Below are 21,309 nucleotides of genomic sequence, written 5' to 3' on the forward strand. Positions count from 1 at the left end.
TTCTCTGTGTTTCTGTGCTGTTAGTTCAATAGTAAACCCAACTTTCCCTCCCAAATATTCCTAAATCAATATCAAGCAACCTCACGAAAGATCATTCACATTCATTTAAATACTGTTCGCGCACTTTGAACATAAACTAAGCGCCAAATGACAAGAACAACAGTCGACAGGAATGTAAATGAATACCAAACAACTTGAGGACGCGGTAAGCGAAGTGAGCTTATTCAATCAGCACCTCCACTTAATCCAATCCGTGCATACCATTCCAACCCCAAAAATGAATTGGGAGTCGATTGCGATGGAACCTGCGCCAGCAATGCCAACGGTTCGATTCGATCACTGTCTACTCATCAGACTAACACTTAGTTCGTCGTGTTAAATCACTTTATATACAAAACTATTATGTCGAAACACACTATCTCACGAACATCGCACCCATTAGCAAATACAATTTCATACACACGATTCCTACCAAAGCTACCTTTAGTTCTAATCGCTTTCTCTATGCCCCTATTCGCAGAAGAAGTTGAAGAAGTGGTACTCGAGGACGAAGTCGTATTAAATGAAGGTTCTGAGTTAAACGAAGAAGCTGAAGAATCGCCTTATTATAACTTGTGTTTTAGCGCTTACTTATGGGAAGTAAGTAGGCGTTAAACATAAGTAATCTTTAAATGTAAGTAAGCTTAAAAGCTAAGATTCTCACCTCTTTACTCCGATAAATACCCACTTCGTTACACGTTTCCTTCCAAAGTACAAAAAATACTCGCGATTTATAAAATAACACCACCATATGCAAATAGAACAACCAAAGGTGATCCAAGTTATATTCTAACAAGCCACAAAATTTGTTTATTAACATCTAAACAACAGTAGTTATTCACGATTTACAACCACAATTAACATCAAAGAAAATGTTTGTCTTAGATCATATCAACCTCAACTATGCCTCGTGCCACAGTGCAGTTTTCTGTACATTCATTGTCATATTCTGAAACACTTTCTTATATTTTTTTAAACTTTGTGGAGATTTCTATGTTAGAGCTCTTGATCGGATTAGTGATTACTATCGCTGTTGGTTACTTTATTGTGAAAGGCTATAAAGCGGCAGGTGTACTACTGACAGCTGGCCTTGCCCTACTTCTTATTACTGGCCTTATAGGTCACACAGTCTTACCCGCTAAGGTCGCTTCAACAGGTAACATGGTTACCGACTCACTAGAATTCGTTAAGTACATGCTTCAGTACCGTGGAGGCGGCCTAGGCATGCAAATCATGCTTCTTTGTGGCTTTGCTTCTTACATGACGCATATCGGCGCAAACAATGTGGTAGTAAAACAATTCTCTAAACCGCTTGCTGCTATCAAATCTCCATACGTACTTCTTGTTGCGGCTTACATCGTAGCGTGTCTAATGTCTCTAGCAGTAAGTTCTGCAACAGGCCTTGGCGTGCTATTGATGGCGACCCTATTCCCAATGATGACGGCAATGGGTATTTCTCGCCCAGCGGCAGTTGCAGTTTGTGCGTCACCTGCAGCCATCATTCTTTCACCAACGTCTGGTGATGTGGTTATCGCGGCAGAAAAATCAGGCATGTCTCTTGATGTGTTTGCTGTTCAAACGGTACTGCCTGTTTCTATCTGTGCGATCATCGTGATGGCGGGTGCGGCTTTCTTCTGGAACAAATACCTAGATAAGAAAGAAAACACACCAATGGAAAAAGTAGACGTTTCTGAAATCGAAACAACGGCGCCGGCTTTCTACGCTGCACTTCCATTCCTACCTATCATCGGCGTTTTCCTATTCAACGGTCGTACGATTCCAGGGCTTTCACTTGATATCTACACTATTGTGGTAGGTTCTATCTTCGTAGGCGCAGTTATCGATTACGTTGTTAAGAAGTTTGACGGCGAGAAAACACTAGAAGATCTAGACTCTTGCTACCAAGGCATGGCTGACGCGTTCAAAGGCGTGGTAATGCTGTTGGTTGCGGCGGGCGTATTTGCTCAAGGTCTAATGTCTATCGGTGCAATTGATAACCTAATCGGTCTTGCCGAATCTGCAGGCGCAGGCGGTATCGCATTGATGCTTATCCTCACAGGTCTAACGGTTGCTGCGGCAATTGCGACAGGTTCAGGTAATGCACCTTTCTATGCATTCGTAGAACTGGCTCCATCATTAGCGGCGAAAATGGGCTTGAACCCAGCGTTCCTAATCATCCCAATGCTTCAAGCATCGAACCTAGGTCGTACAATTTCACCAGTATCTGGCGTAATCGTAGCGACTTCTGGTATGGGTAAAATCAGCCCATTTGAAGTCGTAAAACGTACGTCTGTACCCGTAATCTGTGGTCTTATTACGGTTATCTTCGGTACGCTTGTATTGGTTCCAATGTCGGCGTAAGCCTTAAGTTTCTAATCTCAAAGAACGAAGAACAAACGAACACCAATACTGAATATAAAATGCGTAAACAAAAAGGCGCTGAACTTAATAAGTTCAGCGCCTTTTTTAATGTCACTTTCTCAACATCGTTAAAACTATCGAGACATGTACAAAATGTATAAACAGTCAGGCTTGAAATAGTGTTATCTCAAAGGAACACGCCCTACTTCATTTCACCATAGCGTTCTAGATACAGAACCGTGGCAGCGGTACGGGAAGGCACTTGCAGCTTTTTCAGTAGACTCTTCATATGTACCTTAACTGTCGATTCAGAAATAAACAGGTGATCGGCGATCTGCTTATTACGGTAACCTTTCGCGACTTCTTGAAGGATCTGCATTTCACGTTCAGTCAGTTGTTCGAAGATATCATTGCGGCTTCCAGCATCATTTAGGTAACGAGCAACCACACTGCTGTAAGCCTTGTCACCGCTGTGTGCTTGCTTAAGCAGTTCAATTAACTCATCGGGTTCAGTGTCTTTCAACAAGTAGCCATCAGCGCCTGCTTTTACAATCGCTTCAATGTCTGCAGGGCTATCAGAAACCGTTAGAATAACAATGTTTGCGCTAGAACCGTCAGTGCGAAGTGCTTTCAAGGTATCTAAACCAGACATGCCCTTCATATTGAGATCCAAAAGGATCAAATCAGGTTCTTCTTCATGAGCAAGAGCAACCGCTTCAGTGCCGTTACTTGCTTCTGCAATCACTTCGAATTCGTCTTCAAAGCTCAGTAATTGGCTTATACCTCTGCGCATCAATGGATGATCATCAACCAGCATTACTTTACAAATCGTCAACTTTAACTTCCTTCAAACTTTTATATTTCAATATGACTGTACAGCCTTCACCTTGCGCCGCTTCAATCGTCAAGTCGCCATTCAGTCTTGCCGCACGCTCCTGCATAATGCTCATCCCGTAGTGGTTCACCTTGGAACTACTTGAGTCAAAGCCATCTCCATTATCTTTTATCACGACTAATACTTCACCGTCCTCATCGATACAGCATACATCTATCAAGTCGGCATTGGCGTGTTTTATTGCATTTATTGTTGCTTCACGAATCAATTGAAGCAAGTGAACCTGACTATGCGCATCAAGCTCGATCGATGAGAGATTATTAGTGAGGTTAATCTTCGCATCGGTTCTCTCGCTGAGCGCCTCAAGCATGGTACTTAAGGCGTCTCCAAAGTTGCCCTCTTTAATGGTCAACCTAAATGTGGTGAGTAGCTCTCTTAACTGGGTATAAGCGTCGGCTAAGCCGTTTCCGATCTCAGACGCGATTTGTTCAGATTGCTCTCGGTGCTGTTGCTCTGGCAGTTTGCCAATCACACGCTTTAATAGTGTAACTTGAATTTTCAAGTACGACAGTGATTGAGCCAATGAATCGTGGAGTTCACGTGCAATCGTGGCACGCTCTTCCATGATAATAAGCTGTTCAGCTTTCTTTTGAGCACGATTGTAGTAGATCGCTCTCGATAGCAGTTGAATGAAGCTTTCGATCAGAGCTTTAGTTGAGTGCCCGTGGTGATATGAACAGTATAAATAGCCGAGAATAAGTTCGTTATCGTCGAGTTTCATCTCAAACTTTTCGTAGTCTAAATTCGAATCGTAACCTTCATCCATAATCAATGAACGGCCTGAGTTATCGACAATCTCGAGCCTCAGTGATCCAATCCCTTCCAAGCTCACGAGATGCTGCAAGATAGCTCGGAAGTTTTCAGGAGCAATACGCGTCACCGTGAGCTCTTGTGACGAGTTATAAAGTGCCTGCAGCGACTGGTTCGCATTTTGCAGCTCAATCGTCTTTGCATCCACCACATCTTCAAGGTTTCGATAAAGCACGCCTAAATCTTTGGCCATCGAGTTGAAGGTTTTGGTCAAAATGCCCATTTCGTTGTTACTGGTCACCTTGAGTTCTACCTCGAAGTCGCTGTTTTTGATTCTTTGGCTCGCACCGACAAGAGCATGTAGCGGTTTAACAACCTGTTTACGTACAAAGTGAACAACAAAAAGAGATATGACCAGAATCCCACCAAGGCCGATACCACCAGCCCACGCTAACTTTATTAACTTGTCTTCAGAGAACTCTTGCAGCTTATAAACGAAGCCATCGATTTCAGCCACGAAGTTTTCAACCAACACGAGATAGTGATCGCGCTCTTCGCTATTCAAGACCTGTTTTAGCTCATGCCAACGGCCGATAATTAAATAGTAATCTTCTGTGATGTCTGTCGGAACATTCCAACTGACCAAATTAGTCATGGATGGCGAGTAAAGAGAACTTTCGAATTCACGAATATGAGATTCATAATCGACAGATTCTATTTGAATATCATGGGCTAAACGGTAGCTTTGCATTCGCATTGAACCGGCCACGTTAACCGCTTCCGCATCATTCAAACTTGAAGCCAAAGTAAAGATGGCAAAGCCAGTCGTAGCAACCGACAACAGCAGTATAGAGAGCAAAGATTTTGCTATCGTACTTGTTACAGATGAAACCGGTTTTATAAGCAAAAGTGCCTTCCTATTGATAAATGACTTGCCAGCGATATCGTATTGTCACACATCAAAAATCATAGCTCCATTCAATATGTGATCACTCGCTCCGTAATTTATTGATCTAAGACAATATATGCCCCCAATTAGCCCTTAGGGGGTATTTATACAATTGTTTCTAAAACTACACTACTTGTGAGGACTCATTACAAGATATTAATAGAATAATGACCTACAATTACAACATCTTAGTAACATCTATAGGTATCTAGTGGTAGATCTATCAAAACGCCGTCTTTTTTCAAGACGAAAAGTTGACTCAAGCCAGATTCGTTTGCCTTGGATTGACAGCCTAGAAAGCTTTACAGATGACTGTACTCGCTGCGGTAAATGCATCGAGAGTTGTGAGACTAAGATAATCATTATAGGCGATGGTGGTTTTCCCACTGTAGATTTCTCTATTGATGAGTGTACGTTCTGCTATCAATGTGCAGATGTTTGTCCCGAACCCATTTTTAAGCCAAAGCAAGGAGAGCCTTGGCAAGCAAAAGCACAAATCTCTGATAAGTGTTTAGCGCAACAAAATGTTGAATGCCGAAGCTGTGGTGACATGTGTGAACCTATGGCCATTCAATTTGAACTTAGAGCAGGCAGTGTTGCTCTACCAAAAATCGAGTTAGATGAGTGTAGCGGTTGTGGGGCCTGCGTAGCAATTTGCCCTACTTCGGCTATTCTTGTGAGTAATGCATAAAACAAAAATAACGAGAGCAATTTATGGCACTAAATGAAGTGCATATATCAAGTTTAGTCGTGCATGTGAGCCCTGAGCATCTAAATGAGATCAAAGCGGAGATCGATCAATTCGATAACGCTGAAATCTACGGAGATAGCCCTGAAGGCAAAATCATCGTGGTCCTAGAAACTGAAAACCAAGGTTTTGTAACGGACACCATCGAAGCAATAAACAACATTAAGAACGTTTTGGGGACAGCTTTGGTTTATCACCAAATCGAAACTGGACTCGACGAAACGGATTTAGAAACTGGAAGCAACAATTCTCAACTTGAGGGTGAAGTATGAAAATGACAAGACGTGCGTTTGTGAAAGCAAACGCAGCTGCATCAGCGGCAGCCGTTGCAGGTGTAACACTACCGGCAACAGCAACCAACCTGATCGCTAGCTCTGATCAAACAAAAATCACGTGGGATAAAGCGCCTTGTCGTTTTTGTGGTACGGGCTGTTCGGTACTAGTAGGTACTCAAAACGGCAAAGTGGTTGCGACTCAAGGCGACCCAGAAGCACCAGTAAACAAAGGCCTTAACTGTATCAAAGGCTACTTCCTTTCAAAAATCATGTACGGCAAAGACCGTCTAGAACAGCCTCTTCTTCGTATGAAAGATGGCGAGTTCCATAAAGATGGTGATTTCGCACCAGTATCTTGGGACAAAGCGTTCGACGTGATGGCTGAGAAATGGAAAGCATCTCTTAAGAAGAACGGTCCAACAGGTGTTGGTATGTTCGGTTCAGGCCAATGGACAGTAATGGAAGGCTACGCAGCCGTTAAGATGATGAAAGCGGGTTTCCGTTCAAACAACATAGATCCAAACGCTCGTCACTGTATGGCTTCTGCTGTAGTAGGCTTCATGCGCACTTTCGGTATTGATGAGCCAATGGGTTGTTACGATGACTTTGAACACGCAGACGCATTCGTACTGTGGGGTTCAAACATGGCAGAAATGCACCCAGTACTATGGACTCGTATTACAGACCGTCGTCTAAGCCACCCACACGTTAAAGTAAACGTACTGTCTACTTACTACCACCGTTCTTTCGAGCTTGCAGACACGGGTTACATCTTCAACCCTCAGTCTGACCTTGCGATCGCAAACTTCATCGCAAACTACATCATCCAAAACGATGCGGTTAACTGGGACTTCGTGAACAAGCACACGAACTTCAAGCAAGCAACGACAGACATCGGTTACGGTCTGCGTGACGATGATCCACTACAGAAAGCAGCCGCAAACCCTAACTCAGGCGAAATGACTGCTATCTCTTTCGAAGACTACAAAGCGTCTGTTGCTGAATACACAGTTGAGAAAGCGTCTGAAATGTCAGGTGTACCTCAAGAAGACCTTATCAAGCTGGCTAAGCAATATGCCGATCCAAACATCAAAGTAATGTCACTTTGGACTATGGGTATGAACCAACATACTCGTGGCGTATGGATGAACAGCCTTGTGTACAACATCCACCTTCTTACAGGTAAGATTTCTACTCCAGGTAACAGCCCATTCTCACTAACTGGCCAACCGTCAGCGTGTGGTACAGCGCGTGAAGTTGGTACATTCGCTCACCGTTTACCTGCCGATATGGTGGTTGCTAACCCTAAACACCGTAAAATTGCAGAAGATATCTGGAAACTTCCAGAAGGCACCATTCCACCGGTACCCGGCGCTCACGCTGTTCTTCAAGACCGTATGTTGAAAGACGGTAAAATCAACGCTTACTGGGTAATGTGTAACAACAACATGCAAGCGGGTCCAAACATCAACACTGAACGTCTGCCAGGTTACCGTAACCCAGATAACTTCATTGTATGTTCTGACCCGTACCCAACGGCAACAGCTCAAGCGGCTGACCTCATCCTTCCAACAGCAATGTGGATTGAGAAAGAAGGCGCTTACGGTAACGCAGAGCGTCGTACACAAGCATGGTACCAACAAGTGAAAACTGTAGGTGAAGCTAAGTCTGACCTATGGCAAATCATGGAATTCTCTAAGCGCTTCACTATTGAAGAAGTTTGGGGGGAAGAACTGGTTGCGAAAATGCCTGAGTACCGTGGCAAAACCATGTACGACGTGCTTTACAAAAACGGCAACGTTGATGCATTCCCACTGTCTGAAGCTCAAGAGCTTAACGACGATGCACAAGCTCAAGGTTTCTACGTTCAAAAAGGTCTATTCGAAGAATACGCAGCCTTTGGTCGCGGCCACGGTCACGATTTAGCACCATACGATCGCTACCACCAAGTTCGTGGTCTACGTTGGCCTGTTGTTGACGGTAAAGAGACACTATGGCGCTTTAAAGAAGGTTCAGATCCATATGCTAAGAAAGGTTCTGATTGGGACTTCTACGGCAAACCAGATGGTAAAGCACTGATCATCAATGCACCATACGAAGCGCCACCTGAAGTACCAAACGATGAATACGATATGTGGCTATGTACAGGTCGTGTTCTTGAGCACTGGCACACAGGTACTATGACTCGTCGTGTACCAGAACTTTACAAAGCAGTACCGGATGCACTTTGTTACATCCACCCTGCTGATGCTAAAGCTCGTGGTCTTCGCCGTGGTGATGAAGTTCTTATCGAAAACAAACGTGGTGAAGTACGCGTTCGTGTTGAAACTCGTGGTCGTAACCGTCCACCACAAGGCTTGGTATTCGTACCATTCTTTGATGCAAGAATTCTGATCAACAAGTTGATCTTGGATGCAACGGATCCTCTGTCTAAACAGACGGATTACAAGAAGTGTCCAGTTAAGATCACTAAGGTCGCTTAAGGACAATATGTTCTTACCACTTAGCTCGTAGATCTGACGTTTTTAATATTGCGACTGCTTTTTTCGTTACTTTTTGAAAGAAGTAGTCCACTCAAAGAATTAGCCTTTAGGCGGAGAAATTAACCATGAAAAAACTGATTACTGCCCTACTATCAGCTGGTCTTTTGCTAGCTGGTGCAGTTCAAGCTGAAGCTGAACTGGATAACCCAGGCGGCATTGGTGGCGTAGAATCTCTACGTGGTGCAAGTGAACTTGAAGCAACTCGCGCAGCAGATGACTTCAAAAAGTTCCCTCGTGACCAAGTACTTGAGAGTGACTACGTATACCAACCACCTCTAGTGCCTCATACTATTCGTAGCTATGAAGTTTCTCTTAACGCTAACAAGTGTCTTTCTTGCCACAGCTGGAAAAACGCAAAAGAAATGGGTGCTACTAAAGTGAGTGTAACTCACTACATGAACCGTGAAGATGCGGTACTTGCAGACGTATCACCTCGTCGTTACTTCTGTCTACAGTGTCACGTACCTCAAGCTAATGCTAAGCCACTAGTTGAGAACGAGTTCAAACCTGTAGATTCACTGCGTTAATCGTAGCCGGACTGTAAGAGAGGCTATATATGATAAAATTACTTAAAGCGTTTTGGAAAAGACTTGCGACACCAAGCAAAGCAGCCGTAGGCGTTGTTTTGTTCTTGGGTTTCTCGGGTGGTCTTTTGTTCTGGGGTGCATTCAACACGGGTATGGAGGCAACCAACACGGAAGAATTCTGTTCTGGCTGTCACGCACCTATCGTTGCTGAAATCCAAGAGACAATTCACTACTCTAACCGTTCTGGTGTTCGTGCTATCTGTTCAGACTGTCACGTTCCTCATGAATGGACAGATAAAATTGTTCGTAAGGTTCAAGCATCTAAAGAGCTATACGCACACTTTATTGCGAAAACCATCAATACTGAAGAAAAGTTCAAAGCACGTCGTGCTCACCTAGCGGAACGCGAATGGGCTCGATTGAAGAAGAACGATTCACTTGAGTGTCGTAACTGTCACCAGTTCGATTACATGGACTTCTCAGAGCAGAGCCCCCGTAGTGCGAAACAACACTCGACTGCGCTAGCTTCTGGTGAAAAAACGTGTGTAGACTGTCACAAAGGTATTGCACACAAACTACCAGACATGCACGGCGTTGAAGGCTGGCAATAAGGAGCGATTGAATGAGTACTTTAGAAAGCGTAATTTGGCACATCCTAGGTTACAGCGCTATGCCAGTTATCATTCTTGGTGGCTTTGCAGGTGTTGCAGCCGTATCTCTTTGGATTTTATCTATGGGTAAAGACAAAGAAATCGATTAACAATCGAGATTCCATCAACTTCTACCAGATAATTCTGATATGAGTTGATACGAAAAAGCCACTGATTTCAGTGGCTTTTTTATTATCTGACGTTGTGTATCTTTATAATTGAATGTGACTTAACGCCCTAAGCTTCGTTTTCTGGTGCTTCTTTCTCTGCGGTCTCTTTATCAACCTGCTCTTGATCGACAATCGGCAGCACCTGTTTTACATAGTTGCCTGGCGCTTTGCCAATCACAGGATTAAGCTCTGAGCCTTGATTGAAAGGTTCGATTTTTTCGTCAGTTTCAAAACCTTGTAGCCACTGATTCCAGTGTGTCCACCAAGACCCCTCATTATGAGTCGCATTAGTTAGCCACTCATCCGCCGAGTCGTCTAGGTTGTCATTCAGCCAGAACCCGTACTTCTTCTTATCTGGATGGTTAACAATACCCGCGATATGACCAGATTCACCAAGCACGAACGTCTTGTTGCCACCGGTATTCAAGGCACCACGGTAAGTCCCCTGCCAAAGCGCGATATGATCTTCTTTCGCTGAAATGAAGTAGCTTGGTATTTTTATCTTATTGAGATCAATCCAGACACCGCCTACTTTCACGCCTTTGTCTTGAACAAGTTTATTCTCAAGGTAAAGCTCACGCAGCAAGAAATTATGGCATTTAGCTGCAACGTTAGTGCTGTCACTGTTCCAGTACAACAGATCAAACTCCATTGGGCTGCTGCCTTTTAGGTAGTTATCAATGTAGTAGTTCCAGTACAGGCTGTTTTCACGAAGCAAACTGAATGTCACGCTTAATGAACGACCATCCATGAATCCTTTAGCATCGTTCTGTTTCTCAATGGCGTTAATGATCGTTTCATTGATATATGCGCCAACCTCTCCCGGCTGAGAGAAGTCTAATAGAGTCGTAAAAAAGGTCGCAGTTTTAATGCGTTTCTTCATTCTTTTAGCAGCATAGTAAGCGACCGTTGAAGCGAGAACAGTACCACCAATGCAGTAACCTGCAGCATTGATTTGCTCTTTACCCGTGATATCTTCAATTGCCGTCACGGCTTTCGCTACGCCTTCCGTGACATAGTCACCGAACTCTAAGTCTTTTTGCGCTTCACCTGGGTTGCGCCAAGACATCATGAAGACGCTGTGCCCTTGCTCAAGCAACCAACGAACCATTGAGTTCTTTTCACGAAGGTCGAGAATGTAGTACTTATTGATGAATGGAGGAACGATCAACAAAGGCGTGGCGTTCACCTGAGGTGTTTTTGGGTAGTATTGAATAAGCTCGAACAGATCATTTTGAAAAACGACATCACCTTCCGTGTTCGCAACATCAACACCTAATCGGAAGGCATTATTGTTGGTCATACGGATCTTGAGGATATCCGCGCTCGCTTCAACGTCAGCTTGTAGCTGCTCTAGCCCATCTAGCAAGTTCTCACCATTGCGCTCAAGCGTTAGCTTCATCAACTCTGGGTTAGTCGCAATGAAGTTACTAGGAGAAAGAGCATTGATAGCCTGACGTGAAAAGAACGCCACACGTTCCTTGGTTTTCTCGTCTATGCCTTCGATTGAATTAATGGTGTCTATATAGCTTTTGCTGAATAACAAATAAGACTGCTTGATAAAGCTGTAAAACGGGTCATTTTTCCACGCTTCATCAATAAAGCGTTTATCACTGCGCTCTTCAGTAATGACGCTTTCGGTATTACCCATCAGTGCGGCATTTTGCCAAATCTTAAGTTGCTGTTCCCACCACTGGGATTGTAACTGAAGGAGAACGGCGGGTTGGTTAGCGGCTTGCTCGAAGATTTTTGACGCATCATCAAAATTCAACTCTTGCATCGCTTGATTTAGGGGAGATTGCGCGGCTTCCTTGTTTTGTTCAAAGTTTTCCCACCATTGCTGGTTTGTTTGTTGAAGTTTAACAAGGTAGTCCGAAAAGAAGTGTTGAAACATAACATGACTCCAATAATCGGAAAATCGCCACCGAGCCTCACAGTAAACACTGTGCTGACTCGATGGCGATTTTATTTATGCAGGTGTAACTGTTTTCAAGTTTTCAGTTGTTAGTGTTTCAACATCTTCTTTGAACTCTTTTGCAGCAGCTTGCATTTTTGAGCTATCACTCATCATCTGTTGAGACAATTGAGTTAGCGCTGCTAGTTGCTGGCTGTTGAACGCCGTTAGGCTAGTCACGTCTTTGATTTCAATCACTGCTTTCATTTGCGCAAGACCCATGTTCGTGTAAGTCTGCATTGCATTCATTTGCAGTTCTGTCATCGTTTGGACGTTCTTTGCAACCAACTTGTTGAACTTTAAGTACGGTTCAAATTGCTTTTCAGTTTGGTCAGTAATTGTTTTGAAAATATCCGTGTACATAAGTAACTCCTGATGAATACATAGTTTAATAAATTTGTGTCACTATCGTTTCAGCCAACGCTCATCGATTAACTCGCGATGCTTTGAAAAGCTGATCCGATATTTAAGCTTGCTACCGATATATCAGGCTCTAACCTTCAATACCTTTTAGCAAAACAGCGGTTCCCATTCCCCCACCCACACAGAGTGAAGCAACGCCATAAGTCGTTTTCTGTTCAAGCATTTCATGGATGAGTGAAACAATAATTCGATTGCCTGAAGCACCTAAAGGATGGCCAAGCGCGATTGCACCACCATTCACATTGACCTTTGGCTTGAACTCATCAAGCGGTAAGTCATGCTGCTCTGACAATTGGTACATTACGCCAAGAGCTTGTGCTGCAAACGCTTCATTCAATTCAAACAAATCTACTTCTTCTAGAGTGAGATTCGCCTTATCAAGCGTTTTAGAAACGGCTTCTACTGGGCCTAAACCCATAATCTTTGGATCTAATCCAGACTGTGCGTAGCTCGTTAGCTCTACCAGTGGTGTCAGTCCGTATTTCGCTACTGCACTCTCTGAGGCTAAGATGATTGCACTCGCGCCATCATTGATGCCCGAAGCGTTACCTGCCGTAACAGACCCTTCACGGTCAAAAGCTGGACGAAGCTTTTGCAGACCTTCGAATGTCGCGTCTGACTTCGGATACTCATCGGTATCAAAAGTGACGGTTTGTCTGCGCTGCTTAACTTCTACAGGCACGATTTGCTCGTTAAACTTACCCGCCTCAATCGCAGCAACGGCTTTTTGTTGGCTTTCTAAGGCATAGTTATCTTGAGCTAGGCGCGAAATATTCAACGTGTTCGCGATATTTTCAGCGGTCATGCCCATGTGGTAGTGATTAAACGCATCGGTTAAGCCATCACCAACCAGTAAGTCTTTCATTGAGATGTCACCCATTTTGTGACCATTACGAACGCTCGCTGGTACCACAAAAGGAATTTGTGACATCACTTCAACGCCAGCAGCAATAACCACTTCAGCATCTTGTGCTTTGATGTGCGCCGCTGCGTCCATCACTGATTTCATTCCGCTGCCGCAAATCATGTTCACGCCGTATGCTGGTGTTTCCTCAGGAAGCCCTGCATAGATGGAAGCCTGACGAGCAACCCCCATGCCTTGACCTGCCGAAATCACGTTGCCGACGATTACTTCATCAATCGCATCTAACGAAAGATCGACAGACTCAAGTGCACCTTTGATCGCAACGCCAGCCAGTTCACCCGCAGATACGTTTTTTAGCGACCCGGTAAATGCACCAATAGGAGTGCGCTTAGCCGCAACAATAAATACTTTTTCCATCATTCCAACCCCTTCAGTTTCGCCAATTACTGCATGTACAAGCCGCCATTCACAGACAATGTTTCGCCTGTAATGTACGCGCCAGATTCACTTGCTAAAAAGCCCACTGCGTCTGCAATTTCAACAGGTGTTGCTAAGCGTTTCATCGGAATTTGGTTCTTGATTGAATCCAGTACTTCAGGCTTCATTTGCTCAACCATAGGAGTTGCTGTGTAGCCAGGGGCAATCACGTTCACGGTTACGCCGCTACGAGCGCCTTCTGCAGCCAAAGCTTTAGAAAAACCAATCATTCCAGCTTTCGCTGCTGAGTAGTTAGTCTGTCCAAATTGACCTTTAAGACCATTGACGGAAGAGATGTTGATGACACGGCAGTTACCTTTCTCACACATAGGAGCGAACAAAGGTTGAGTCACGTTGAACAGACTGTTTAGGTTTGTTTCAATCACGTCTTTCCACGCTTCGGCATCCATCTTTTTAAAGACGCTATCACGTGTAATACCTGCGTTATTGACTAGTACATCCACCGTGCCTTCTTCTTCTAACAACTTGCTTAAGCTCAGCGCACATTCCGCAGTATTGGTAACATCTAATTCAAACAATCTCACTTGATCTTCGGTGAATTGTTTTTCGTTAAACCAATCCAAGGCACATTGGTAATTTCCAGTAAAATAAGTCGCGATAACACGATAGCCGTCTGCAACTAATTTAGAGGAAATTGCTGAGCCGATACCGCCTTTTGACCCTGTAATTAAAGCAAGCTTTTTCATTAATGGTTCCATCCCTTACAAGCAATTAAATAACAATGATGTTAATAAGATAATGTCTTAGTTGATAATTAAACTTTACGTTTTGCTTTAATTAAACCCTACAACTCAAAATCAAAAATTATTATTACAAATATAAAATATTTTCGTATTATGATTAAAAACTAGACTTGCATCCCAAAACCAATGAAATGTTACGAATATGTAAACCAACGCAAGGCTCTGATATTAATAAGGTTTATTTAATTTTACTTTTATCACCAAGCAGGTAAGCCTTTGTAAATACGAGATAAATCTATATCTCTCAGCTTGTTTCAAGAATAATGCAATGTGGGAATTTGAAATGATTGATCACGAGAATAATAGCAAAATTCTTATTAGCTATTATTAAATGGTTCCTAATAATTCTATATAAGCTTCAATATAATTAACGTTCTAAATGGGGAAGATGAGCATTATGAATAGACAAAAAAAGCCCACTCAATCTATGAGTGGGCTTAAGTAAATAACATTAATAAATAGAGCGTGGGATCTTACTTCGTAAATATTTCATTTGTATTTACATCAAGATAAATTTTGTTTTCAAGGGACAACCCACCACAATAAATAAAATAGACATCTCTGTGACTGTACTTAACAGATTTCACCCATCCGCCTAATTCTTCAAAATCACTTGGGGCACACTCCCCCTCAGAGATCAGTTTAGCCACCGAATTACGGAATTTTTCTTGATGGATCTTGAGGTCATCAGACTTAACCAAATAGGAATCCAATATCTCTTTGCTTTCTTTTTCCGAAATAATGACTTCATCATTCGATAAGCCTGACATAGAGACCCATTCCGCCGTCTGTGGGCCGCCTTCTTTAAGGACTATATAGTCTGAGATACGTGCCCATTCGCCTTGTTTCTCGAGTACCACCACCTTTTCCCCTTTATAGAGGTAATCTGTTATCAAGCCATCAATTTCAGGTTGCTCGACCACTTCAAGCTTTCTCTCCAAAACGTAAAATTCCGTCTGCTCGGGTTCAGGCTGAAGATCCATGATGGGTACAAGCTCAGATTCAGATTGCTCGGTAGCTTCTAACGCCGGCTCTTCCGTTTTCCCTTGTGGGATTGGGTCTTTATTCATGACCAAGAAGTAGTATGCCGCTCCTCCCCCTCCGCCCAATATCAACAACACAAGTAAAGCGATCAGCGCTTTTTTCATCAAATCCACCAGCTCTTCCGTTATAGGTATGTCTCAAGTGTACATCAACTCATGCTGCTGCTCATCTATACTCTCAATAGAGCGCACGGTAAGTAGAGGAAAGTCATGAGTTTTTGGGGGAAGATTATCATTGTAAGCGTAACTTTGAGTGCCAAGGTCGCTCTAGCGAATCATTGTGACCGTGAAAACTGGCAAACACTGTTGGATCGTCAGCTCTCTTTTGAAGGTCGCTATAATCAGTACACCAAAGAGTTCAACCAAGTTCTTTCAACCTATGAGTCACAGACATTGTTATCTAAACACTTTAATGAAAAGCAGATCATTGAGCTTTGGGCAAAGTACGAAGAAAGGTTTAATGTGCAGCTCAATAGTCATATGAATACCGCGTATGACGTCTCCGAGGTTTTGCTACAACAGGCGTATTTTGTGTCTAGTGAACTTGAAGGCGCTGACTCTCTAGCGTATTCATGGCAAGCCGTCGCCAAACACTGCACCAAAGCAAAACTCCCGCGCCAGGCAGAAAGCGCACAGGTGCACGTCCAAAGCTCACAATCACTCTCCCGAGATCTCCATACACTCAGTGAAAAATTCCGTCAGCTGTCTTCAAAATACCGCAGAGAAGCGACGATGATTGATGAAGCGCGCCACATAAACCAACCAGCAAACGATGCATCAAACTGAAATCACCATTAGATTCTCTCACTCGTTCGACTGGACTTTTCCGATAAATATGCTCAATCCCATTCATAATATTCTAAGAACTCGTTAATCAAAGCTTTATCAATAGGTTGTAAAAGTAATGTGCTATCTATCAACAATGAAGTTCAATTTCCGACCAATGCAAGCGAGTATGTGAGATATTCATCACAAAATAGATTTACAAACGCCAGAAAATTGTTATCATGAATCTTCATATAACTTAATAACAAGAAACATTTTGGCTAGGTAATATGCAAAAGACTATGGCTTTCAACTGCTTGAGTAACACGGAATGGACTGCAGAGATAAGAGGTAAACTTTTATCTGTAGCTAAACACATGGAAGAGTTCGGTTCAGTAAGTGAGCTAGAGCTATGTAAGATATTTGGAGAGACAATTTGGAATGACGGCGTGGATTATCATTCACATGCTTTTTCATTCAGAATTAATGCACAAACTGGGGATTGTTCAATCTCTAACTTTAAGTATCACTAAGTTTTGCACCTATCATATACGGAGTACCTTTCACGAGGTGCTCCGTTTTTTATTGCCTGAAGCCTGACACTTAATGGATGATTTTTGATATTGACCGCTCTTCTACTTCAGGAGTAAACCATTTCGTTTTCAGCTCATTCTGCCTTCGTGTTACTGCTCAGAGTTTGGCTTAATCGGTATAAATTGGCAGTGGTGCATTGCCTTTTACTTGTCTTATCGCAAGGTGGGTATGAATATCTTTGACGTTAGAGAGCCTTTGAAGTTTTCTTGTAAATGCCTCGTAGGCCATCAAGTTCGGGCTAACCACTTCTAGCAAATAGTCATAAGCCCCAGATACAACGTGGCAACTGATCACCTCTTCCATCTCTACAACAGCCGCCTCAAACTTATCTATCGACACTTCTTGGTGGTTGTTTAGGCTCACCTCAACAAACACACTCATTGCGATGCCGACTTGTTCTCGTGACAAGCTCACACGATAACCGTCAATAATGCCCTTTTCTTCTAGCCTTTTGACTCGTCTTGCACAAGGCGAAGGTGATAAACCCACTTCATCAGCAAGTTCAGCCGTGGTTAACCTGCCATCTTTTTGTAGCAGTTCGAGAAGATGCCTATCAATTCTATCCATAGTAAATGCCAAACATTAGTTAAATCCGTTAATTATTTGGTGAATATTAGCAGAAATCATCAACGATAGTTCAAGTTTAGCCAAAACTTGCCAACCTGTGGCACACCAACTGTTCCATAATGAGTCATCACCCACTCTCCTTCTATATTATGAATCTTGGCTACTTATCTATTACTGTCACCCTACTCATTTGGGCGAGCTTTTTTCTTTCTCTTAAAGGCGGCGCAAATTCAGATTTAACACCTGCAGATATCGCCCTCACAAGATTTCTCATACCGGCTTTGGTGTTATTGCCTTTGATGTGGAAAGCACGCAGCGCGATTGCCGTCGTCCCTAAACGGTATCTAACGGGTATGTTCGTAGGTAGCGGATTACCTTATCTGCTTGTTGCCGGAACGGCCATGCAGTTTGTTCCGGTATCTCATGGCAGTGCTCTTGTTCCGGGCACGCTTCCTCTGTTCGTTACAGGAATTGCGGTACTCTTTTTTAAGCAGCCACTCAGCCGACATCGTGTTGTTGGTTTAGGTTTGGTTTTGCTCGGCATACTGTTGTTTTTAGGGAGTAGCTTAAGCAGCTTCAACTTCGAATACACCAAAGGTCATTTGTTGTTTTTATGCGGAAGCTTAATGTGGGCGATGTTCACCATCTCAGCCCGTGTCGCTAATCTTAATGCGTTAGTCAGTGCCGGTTTTATTTCTCTCTGTTCTACTTTGCTTTTACTCGTCCTAATCCTGACTGGAACCCTCCCAAGCCACCTAATGGACACACCAATCGCTAATTGGCCCTTCACGGAGCTTGCCGTTCATTCAACAGTGCAAGGCGTTGGGGCGGGTTTAATCGCTGCGTTCACTTACCTTTATGCGGTTAATACCTTAGGGGCTGAACGCTCTGCCGCTTTTGGCAGTGCAACACCCGCAGTGGCGACCTTGTTGGCGATCCCACTATTCAACGAGATTCCTGATGCGATGACTTGGCTCGCCCTTGGTTCTATTTGCATCGGCAGTTTGGTCGCGAGCAACATATTCATGAGAAACGACCAGTCGATGCAGTACCAACCGCCAAGCCATAGCAAAGCCTGATACTGCGTTCAAACCTAAATACAGTTTCCCTAAGCATCGATTTTAGGGCTTGTAGTACACAGATAAGCCTGCCAACGCAGGCTTATCTAAAATCTGCTTTTTCTAAACTCGCTTCTCCATTAAACTGTCCGACCTTTTTGCAGATCCAAGAGAACACCATGCAACGCGACTACACCTTAAATTGCTTAATCACCATGCCTCGCCATGAACTAGAAGAATTTAGTTTAAGAATGATTCATCGCCTTGTACCTGAAGATGCAATGACGGAATTGTTTACGTTCGAGCAAGAAGAAGTCACCAGCGAAGAACGCATGCAATCAGCGAAATTTGACGCAATGCTTCGAATGACAGCTATCGCGCTTGGTGAAGTAAACCTAGCCTTCTCAGAGTCGGATAACTCGCAACAGAACATCGAGCGAATGACTCGCCTACTGCTTTGGCACTTCTACTCAATTTCTTTCAACCTTGAAGAAGCAATCGCAATCGAAGTGCACTGTGAGAAAGTAGAAAAGATCTTAAAGAACGCACCTAAAGATGCGTTTGGCTGGGTTAAAGAATTAACTGAGCTACTTCACTTCTACGCGAAAGTGAACGAAGGCAACGAAGACAGTAAAGACGCTTAACGTTAGTTCTACGTAAGTATACATCGAGCTAAACGAAGGCAGACAGAGCTATACCGAAGGCAAATAAAAGCTTTGCTGAAAGGAGTTCTCTGCCTTTGTTGTTTCTAGCACGCTGTGATGTAACATCAGTATCGACTGCGCGATCTTGGTTCCTATTCCCAAAGAACCATTCGGCGCTTCCAGTTCAACCTCATTATGAATCACCACCTTCACCCGTTTGGAATCCGCTTCAAAACCAACATCTAACGACACCACAGTGCCACTTGGGCTATGCCTCAATGCATTATCTAACAGATTCAAAATCAACCTCTCAAGCAGATCACTGTCACCCACAGCCTTGATTCCAATAGGCATATTAATGTTCAACTCAACATTTTTATGGCGATATTTGCTTTGTATCGTTTCTAAGCATTCGCTCATCAGCCCATTGAAATCGATTGAAGCGTATTGATGTGTGGGTACCGGGTTATCTTTCTTGGCGCTATCTAACAGCGAATGGAGCTGTTCAGATAACTTGTTGCCATTGCGATATGCCACATCTATGAGTGGATCCGAATGTGGGTTTTGAATCCTCCACGTTTCTAGATACCCCAATACACTCGACAATGGCGTTTTCAAATCATGACTGAGCTGTAATAAGCTTTGTCTTCGATGTGACGACTGATATTCAAGTTGCAAAAATTGCTGTTGAATGTGCTTCGCCATCAACTGATACGAGCGTGCAATCGGCACCAATTCTGGTACTTGATGAATGAAGTTCGGGTCCAATCGAAAATCTTGCTCTGCTTGTTGTTGCAGCTTGTTTGTAACTTCTTCGATAGGGTTTAAGAGGCTGCGCTTCACGAGCAGGTAAGCCCCAATCGCAAAACCTAAGATAGAGATCAGCATAAGTCCTGCTAGCGCCATATAAGGTGTGTCGACTTGCGAATTAGCAATCACGGTATGGCGATTACTGCCAATCAACACATACAGATACCCAACTGTTGAACCCAACTCTTCAATCGCAGCAACGGAAAACACCTTACGAGAATCAGGATTGATAGGGTCTTCGCCAAGAATCGGATAAGGCTCGTCATTTAAAAATTGTCTAATGGGTGCTAAGTCTATCTGGCTTGCCAACACAGTGCCTTCTGGCGCAGCGTGCGTCGTGATATTTCCTTGGCTGTCGAGAAAATAAATGTCGAAATCGGGACCAATCAACATCAAGGTATGAAATATGGATTTAAGGGCTTTGGGGTTGTAGTCAGTCCCTATCATCAGAGGGTTATCATCGCGCATATGAACCGCGAGCTCTTTGTGTAAGCTCTGCTTAGTTCTTTGTTCTATGGTCTCTTTTTGCCAATTATAGGTATAAGCAATCACCACACTCACGAGCAGAAACCACAAACTGGTGAACAACACTAAACGCGATTTGAAACTCATGTTCTCTCCTCGATGGCTCTTAGGTCTTACTGGCCTTTTAGTAAACTTCGGACGCGACACATAGGCCTAAGCTTTCGACTCAAACTTATAACCAACACCCCAAACGGTTTTAATGAAATCATCATCACTATTCGGCATCGCAAGCTTGGTTCTTAGACGGTTGACTGTGCTACACACGGTATGGTGATAGCCAGAGTGATGAGTATTCCAAACATGATCGAGCAGCTCGTCTTTGCTATACACACGCCCCGGGCGGGTTGCTAAGAAATGAAGTAAGGTAAACTCGGTAGCTGTCAGCGGTACGTCTTGGTTATTGAGTGACACCTGATGGCGTTCAGGTTGAATAGTGAGCACACCAAAATTCATAATCGATTCTGCTGTCACAACCTCTTGAGTCGCTGATTCGACATGGCTTAAACGGCGAAGCACGTTCCTCACTCTTGCTTGAAACTCGAGAACGCTGAAAGGTTTCGTTATGTAGTCATCAACACCGGCTTCTAAGCCTGACACCTTATCTAACTCAGCGTCTCTTGCGGTTAGCATGAGTACTGGCGTCCAATCCTCTTGCTGACGCAACATTCGACAGAAATCGAGTCCGTCACCGTCTGGTAAGCCACGATCCAGTACGATCAAATCGAAATGACCCTCTTTATAGAGCGCCTGAGCCTTTTCAATCACATTAGTTCTTATTACGTCATGGCCTTGGAACTTAAGATGCATCTGCACCAGTTCAGCTAGGTCATCATCATCTTCAACCAACAATATGTTTGCCATCAAATTTACCGCAGCACTATTCATGATCCCTGCTCTATTCGGAGTCTGCCTA

22 protein-coding genes are annotated in these 21,309 nt (G+C 43.5%); 12 read left to right on the forward strand and 10 right to left on the reverse strand.

All coding sequences use genetic code 11. From position 1 onward, the window contains the following. The first annotated feature begins 178 nt into the window (after positions 1-178). A complete protein-coding gene (locus AB4307_RS08370) occupies positions 179-379 on the forward strand; it encodes a hypothetical protein (RefSeq protein ID WP_136978665.1) in 201 nt (66 codons plus the stop codon). A 653-nt stretch (positions 380-1,032) separates the two neighbouring features. Beyond that, positions 1,033-2,400 carry an anaerobic C4-dicarboxylate transporter DcuC gene (dcuC, locus tag AB4307_RS08375; RefSeq protein ID WP_017062608.1) on the forward strand — a complete coding sequence of 456 codons (1,368 nt, stop codon included), beginning with the start codon at positions 1,033-1,035 and terminating at the stop codon, positions 2,398-2,400. A 202-nt stretch (positions 2,401-2,602) separates the two neighbouring features. On the opposite strand, the gene AB4307_RS08380 is transcribed toward dcuC, so the two are convergent. Further along, positions 2,603-3,235 (reverse strand): response regulator, encoded by a 633-nt coding sequence (locus tag AB4307_RS08380; protein WP_017062609.1) that lies wholly within the window; start codon positions 3,233-3,235, stop codon positions 2,603-2,605. Beyond that, complete coding sequence (narQ, locus tag AB4307_RS08385) at positions 3,222-4,952, reverse strand: nitrate/nitrite two-component system sensor histidine kinase NarQ (RefSeq protein WP_017062610.1); 1,731 nt, start codon at positions 4,950-4,952, stop codon at positions 3,222-3,224. The genes AB4307_RS08380 and narQ overlap by 14 nt, the downstream gene beginning before the upstream one ends. A gap of 253 nt (positions 4,953-5,205) precedes the next feature. Between narQ and napF the strand changes: the two genes are divergently transcribed. The 6 genes from napF (at position 5,206) to AB4307_RS08415 (ending at position 9,847) form a co-directional block, all read left to right on the forward strand. After that, a complete protein-coding gene (gene napF, locus AB4307_RS08390; RefSeq protein WP_102428553.1) occupies positions 5,206-5,685 on the forward strand; it encodes a ferredoxin-type protein NapF in 480 nt (159 codons plus the stop codon). Positions 5,686-5,708: 23 nt separating this feature from the next. Beyond that, entirely contained in the window at positions 5,709-6,014 is a 306-nt protein-coding gene (locus tag AB4307_RS08395) for a chaperone NapD (protein ID WP_017062612.1), read from the forward strand. Further along, complete coding sequence (gene napA / locus AB4307_RS08400) at positions 6,011-8,500, forward strand: periplasmic nitrate reductase subunit alpha (RefSeq protein ID WP_372102959.1); 2,490 nt, start codon at positions 6,011-6,013, stop codon at positions 8,498-8,500. Before AB4307_RS08395 ends, napA begins: the two co-directional genes overlap by 4 nt. A 125-nt stretch (positions 8,501-8,625) precedes the next feature. Then, positions 8,626-9,087, forward strand: a complete 462-nt coding sequence (locus tag AB4307_RS08405) for a nitrate reductase cytochrome c-type subunit (RefSeq protein ID WP_017062614.1) — start codon at positions 8,626-8,628, stop codon at positions 9,085-9,087. A 29-nt stretch (positions 9,088-9,116) separates the two neighbouring features. After that, complete coding sequence (locus AB4307_RS08410) at positions 9,117-9,698, forward strand: NapC/NirT family cytochrome c (RefSeq protein ID WP_009845456.1); 582 nt, start codon at positions 9,117-9,119, stop codon at positions 9,696-9,698. Positions 9,699-9,709: 11 nt separating this feature from the next. Then, positions 9,710-9,847: a TIGR02808 family protein gene (locus AB4307_RS08415; RefSeq protein WP_010430103.1), complete on the forward strand. Its 138-nt coding sequence runs from the start codon at positions 9,710-9,712 to the stop codon at positions 9,845-9,847. A 127-nt stretch (positions 9,848-9,974) separates the two neighbouring features. On the opposite strand, the gene phaC is transcribed toward AB4307_RS08415, so the two are convergent. From phaC to AB4307_RS08440, 5 genes are all read right to left on the reverse strand, one after another. Beyond that, positions 9,975-11,801 carry a class I poly(R)-hydroxyalkanoic acid synthase gene (gene phaC, locus AB4307_RS08420; protein WP_017072236.1) on the reverse strand — a complete coding sequence of 609 codons (1,827 nt, stop codon included), beginning with the start codon at positions 11,799-11,801 and terminating at the stop codon, positions 9,975-9,977. Positions 11,802-11,876: 75 nt separating this feature from the next. Beyond that, positions 11,877-12,224, reverse strand: a complete 348-nt coding sequence (locus AB4307_RS08425) for a phasin family protein (protein WP_372131604.1) — start codon at positions 12,222-12,224, stop codon at positions 11,877-11,879. 130 nt (positions 12,225-12,354) lie between these two features. Then, complete coding sequence (locus AB4307_RS08430; protein WP_029236542.1) at positions 12,355-13,566, reverse strand: acetyl-CoA C-acetyltransferase; 1,212 nt, start codon at positions 13,564-13,566, stop codon at positions 12,355-12,357. Positions 13,567-13,592: 26 nt separating this feature from the next. Beyond that, positions 13,593-14,333, reverse strand: coding sequence for an SDR family oxidoreductase (locus AB4307_RS08435; protein ID WP_017062618.1), 741 nt, complete (start codon positions 14,331-14,333; stop codon positions 13,593-13,595). Positions 14,334-14,863: 530 nt separating this feature from the next. After that, complete coding sequence (locus AB4307_RS08440; RefSeq protein ID WP_372131606.1) at positions 14,864-15,547, reverse strand: SH3 domain-containing protein; 684 nt, start codon at positions 15,545-15,547, stop codon at positions 14,864-14,866. Positions 15,548-15,643: 96 nt separating this feature from the next. On the opposite strand from AB4307_RS08440, the gene AB4307_RS08445 reads away from it, so the two are divergent. Next, positions 15,644-16,219, forward strand: coding sequence for a hypothetical protein (locus AB4307_RS08445; protein WP_372082866.1), 576 nt, complete (start codon positions 15,644-15,646; stop codon positions 16,217-16,219). Positions 16,220-16,488: 269 nt separating this feature from the next. Next, the gene (locus AB4307_RS08450) at positions 16,489-16,731 is read left to right on the forward strand and encodes a hypothetical protein (RefSeq protein WP_017062621.1); all 243 of its coding nucleotides are present in this window, start codon (positions 16,489-16,491) and stop codon (positions 16,729-16,731) included. 169 nt (positions 16,732-16,900) lie between these two features. Here AB4307_RS08450 and AB4307_RS08455 read toward each other — a convergent pair whose 3' ends face one another. Beyond that, complete coding sequence (locus AB4307_RS08455) at positions 16,901-17,359, reverse strand: Lrp/AsnC family transcriptional regulator (protein WP_017062622.1); 459 nt, start codon at positions 17,357-17,359, stop codon at positions 16,901-16,903. Positions 17,360-17,508: 149 nt separating this feature from the next. On the opposite strand from AB4307_RS08455, the gene AB4307_RS08460 reads away from it, so the two are divergent. Beyond that, complete coding sequence (locus AB4307_RS08460) at positions 17,509-18,438, forward strand: DMT family transporter (RefSeq protein ID WP_017064490.1); 930 nt, start codon at positions 17,509-17,511, stop codon at positions 18,436-18,438. A 158-nt stretch (positions 18,439-18,596) separates the two neighbouring features. After that, the gene (locus AB4307_RS08465; protein WP_017062624.1) at positions 18,597-19,061 is read left to right on the forward strand and encodes a hypothetical protein; all 465 of its coding nucleotides are present in this window, start codon (positions 18,597-18,599) and stop codon (positions 19,059-19,061) included. A gap of 48 nt (positions 19,062-19,109) precedes the next feature. Here AB4307_RS08465 and AB4307_RS08470 read toward each other — a convergent pair whose 3' ends face one another. Next, positions 19,110-20,483 carry a sensor histidine kinase gene (locus AB4307_RS08470; protein ID WP_372113628.1) on the reverse strand — a complete coding sequence of 458 codons (1,374 nt, stop codon included), beginning with the start codon at positions 20,481-20,483 and terminating at the stop codon, positions 19,110-19,112. Between the two features lie 66 nt (positions 20,484-20,549). After that, complete coding sequence (locus AB4307_RS08475; RefSeq protein WP_372131608.1) at positions 20,550-21,281, reverse strand: response regulator transcription factor; 732 nt, start codon at positions 21,279-21,281, stop codon at positions 20,550-20,552. Between the last annotated feature and the right edge of the window lie 28 nt (positions 21,282-21,309).

Origin of the sequence: Vibrio sp. 10N.261.52.C2 (assembly GCF_041471425.1) — a bacterium.
Classification (GTDB): Bacteria; Pseudomonadota; Gammaproteobacteria; order Enterobacterales; family Vibrionaceae; genus Vibrio; species Vibrio crassostreae_C.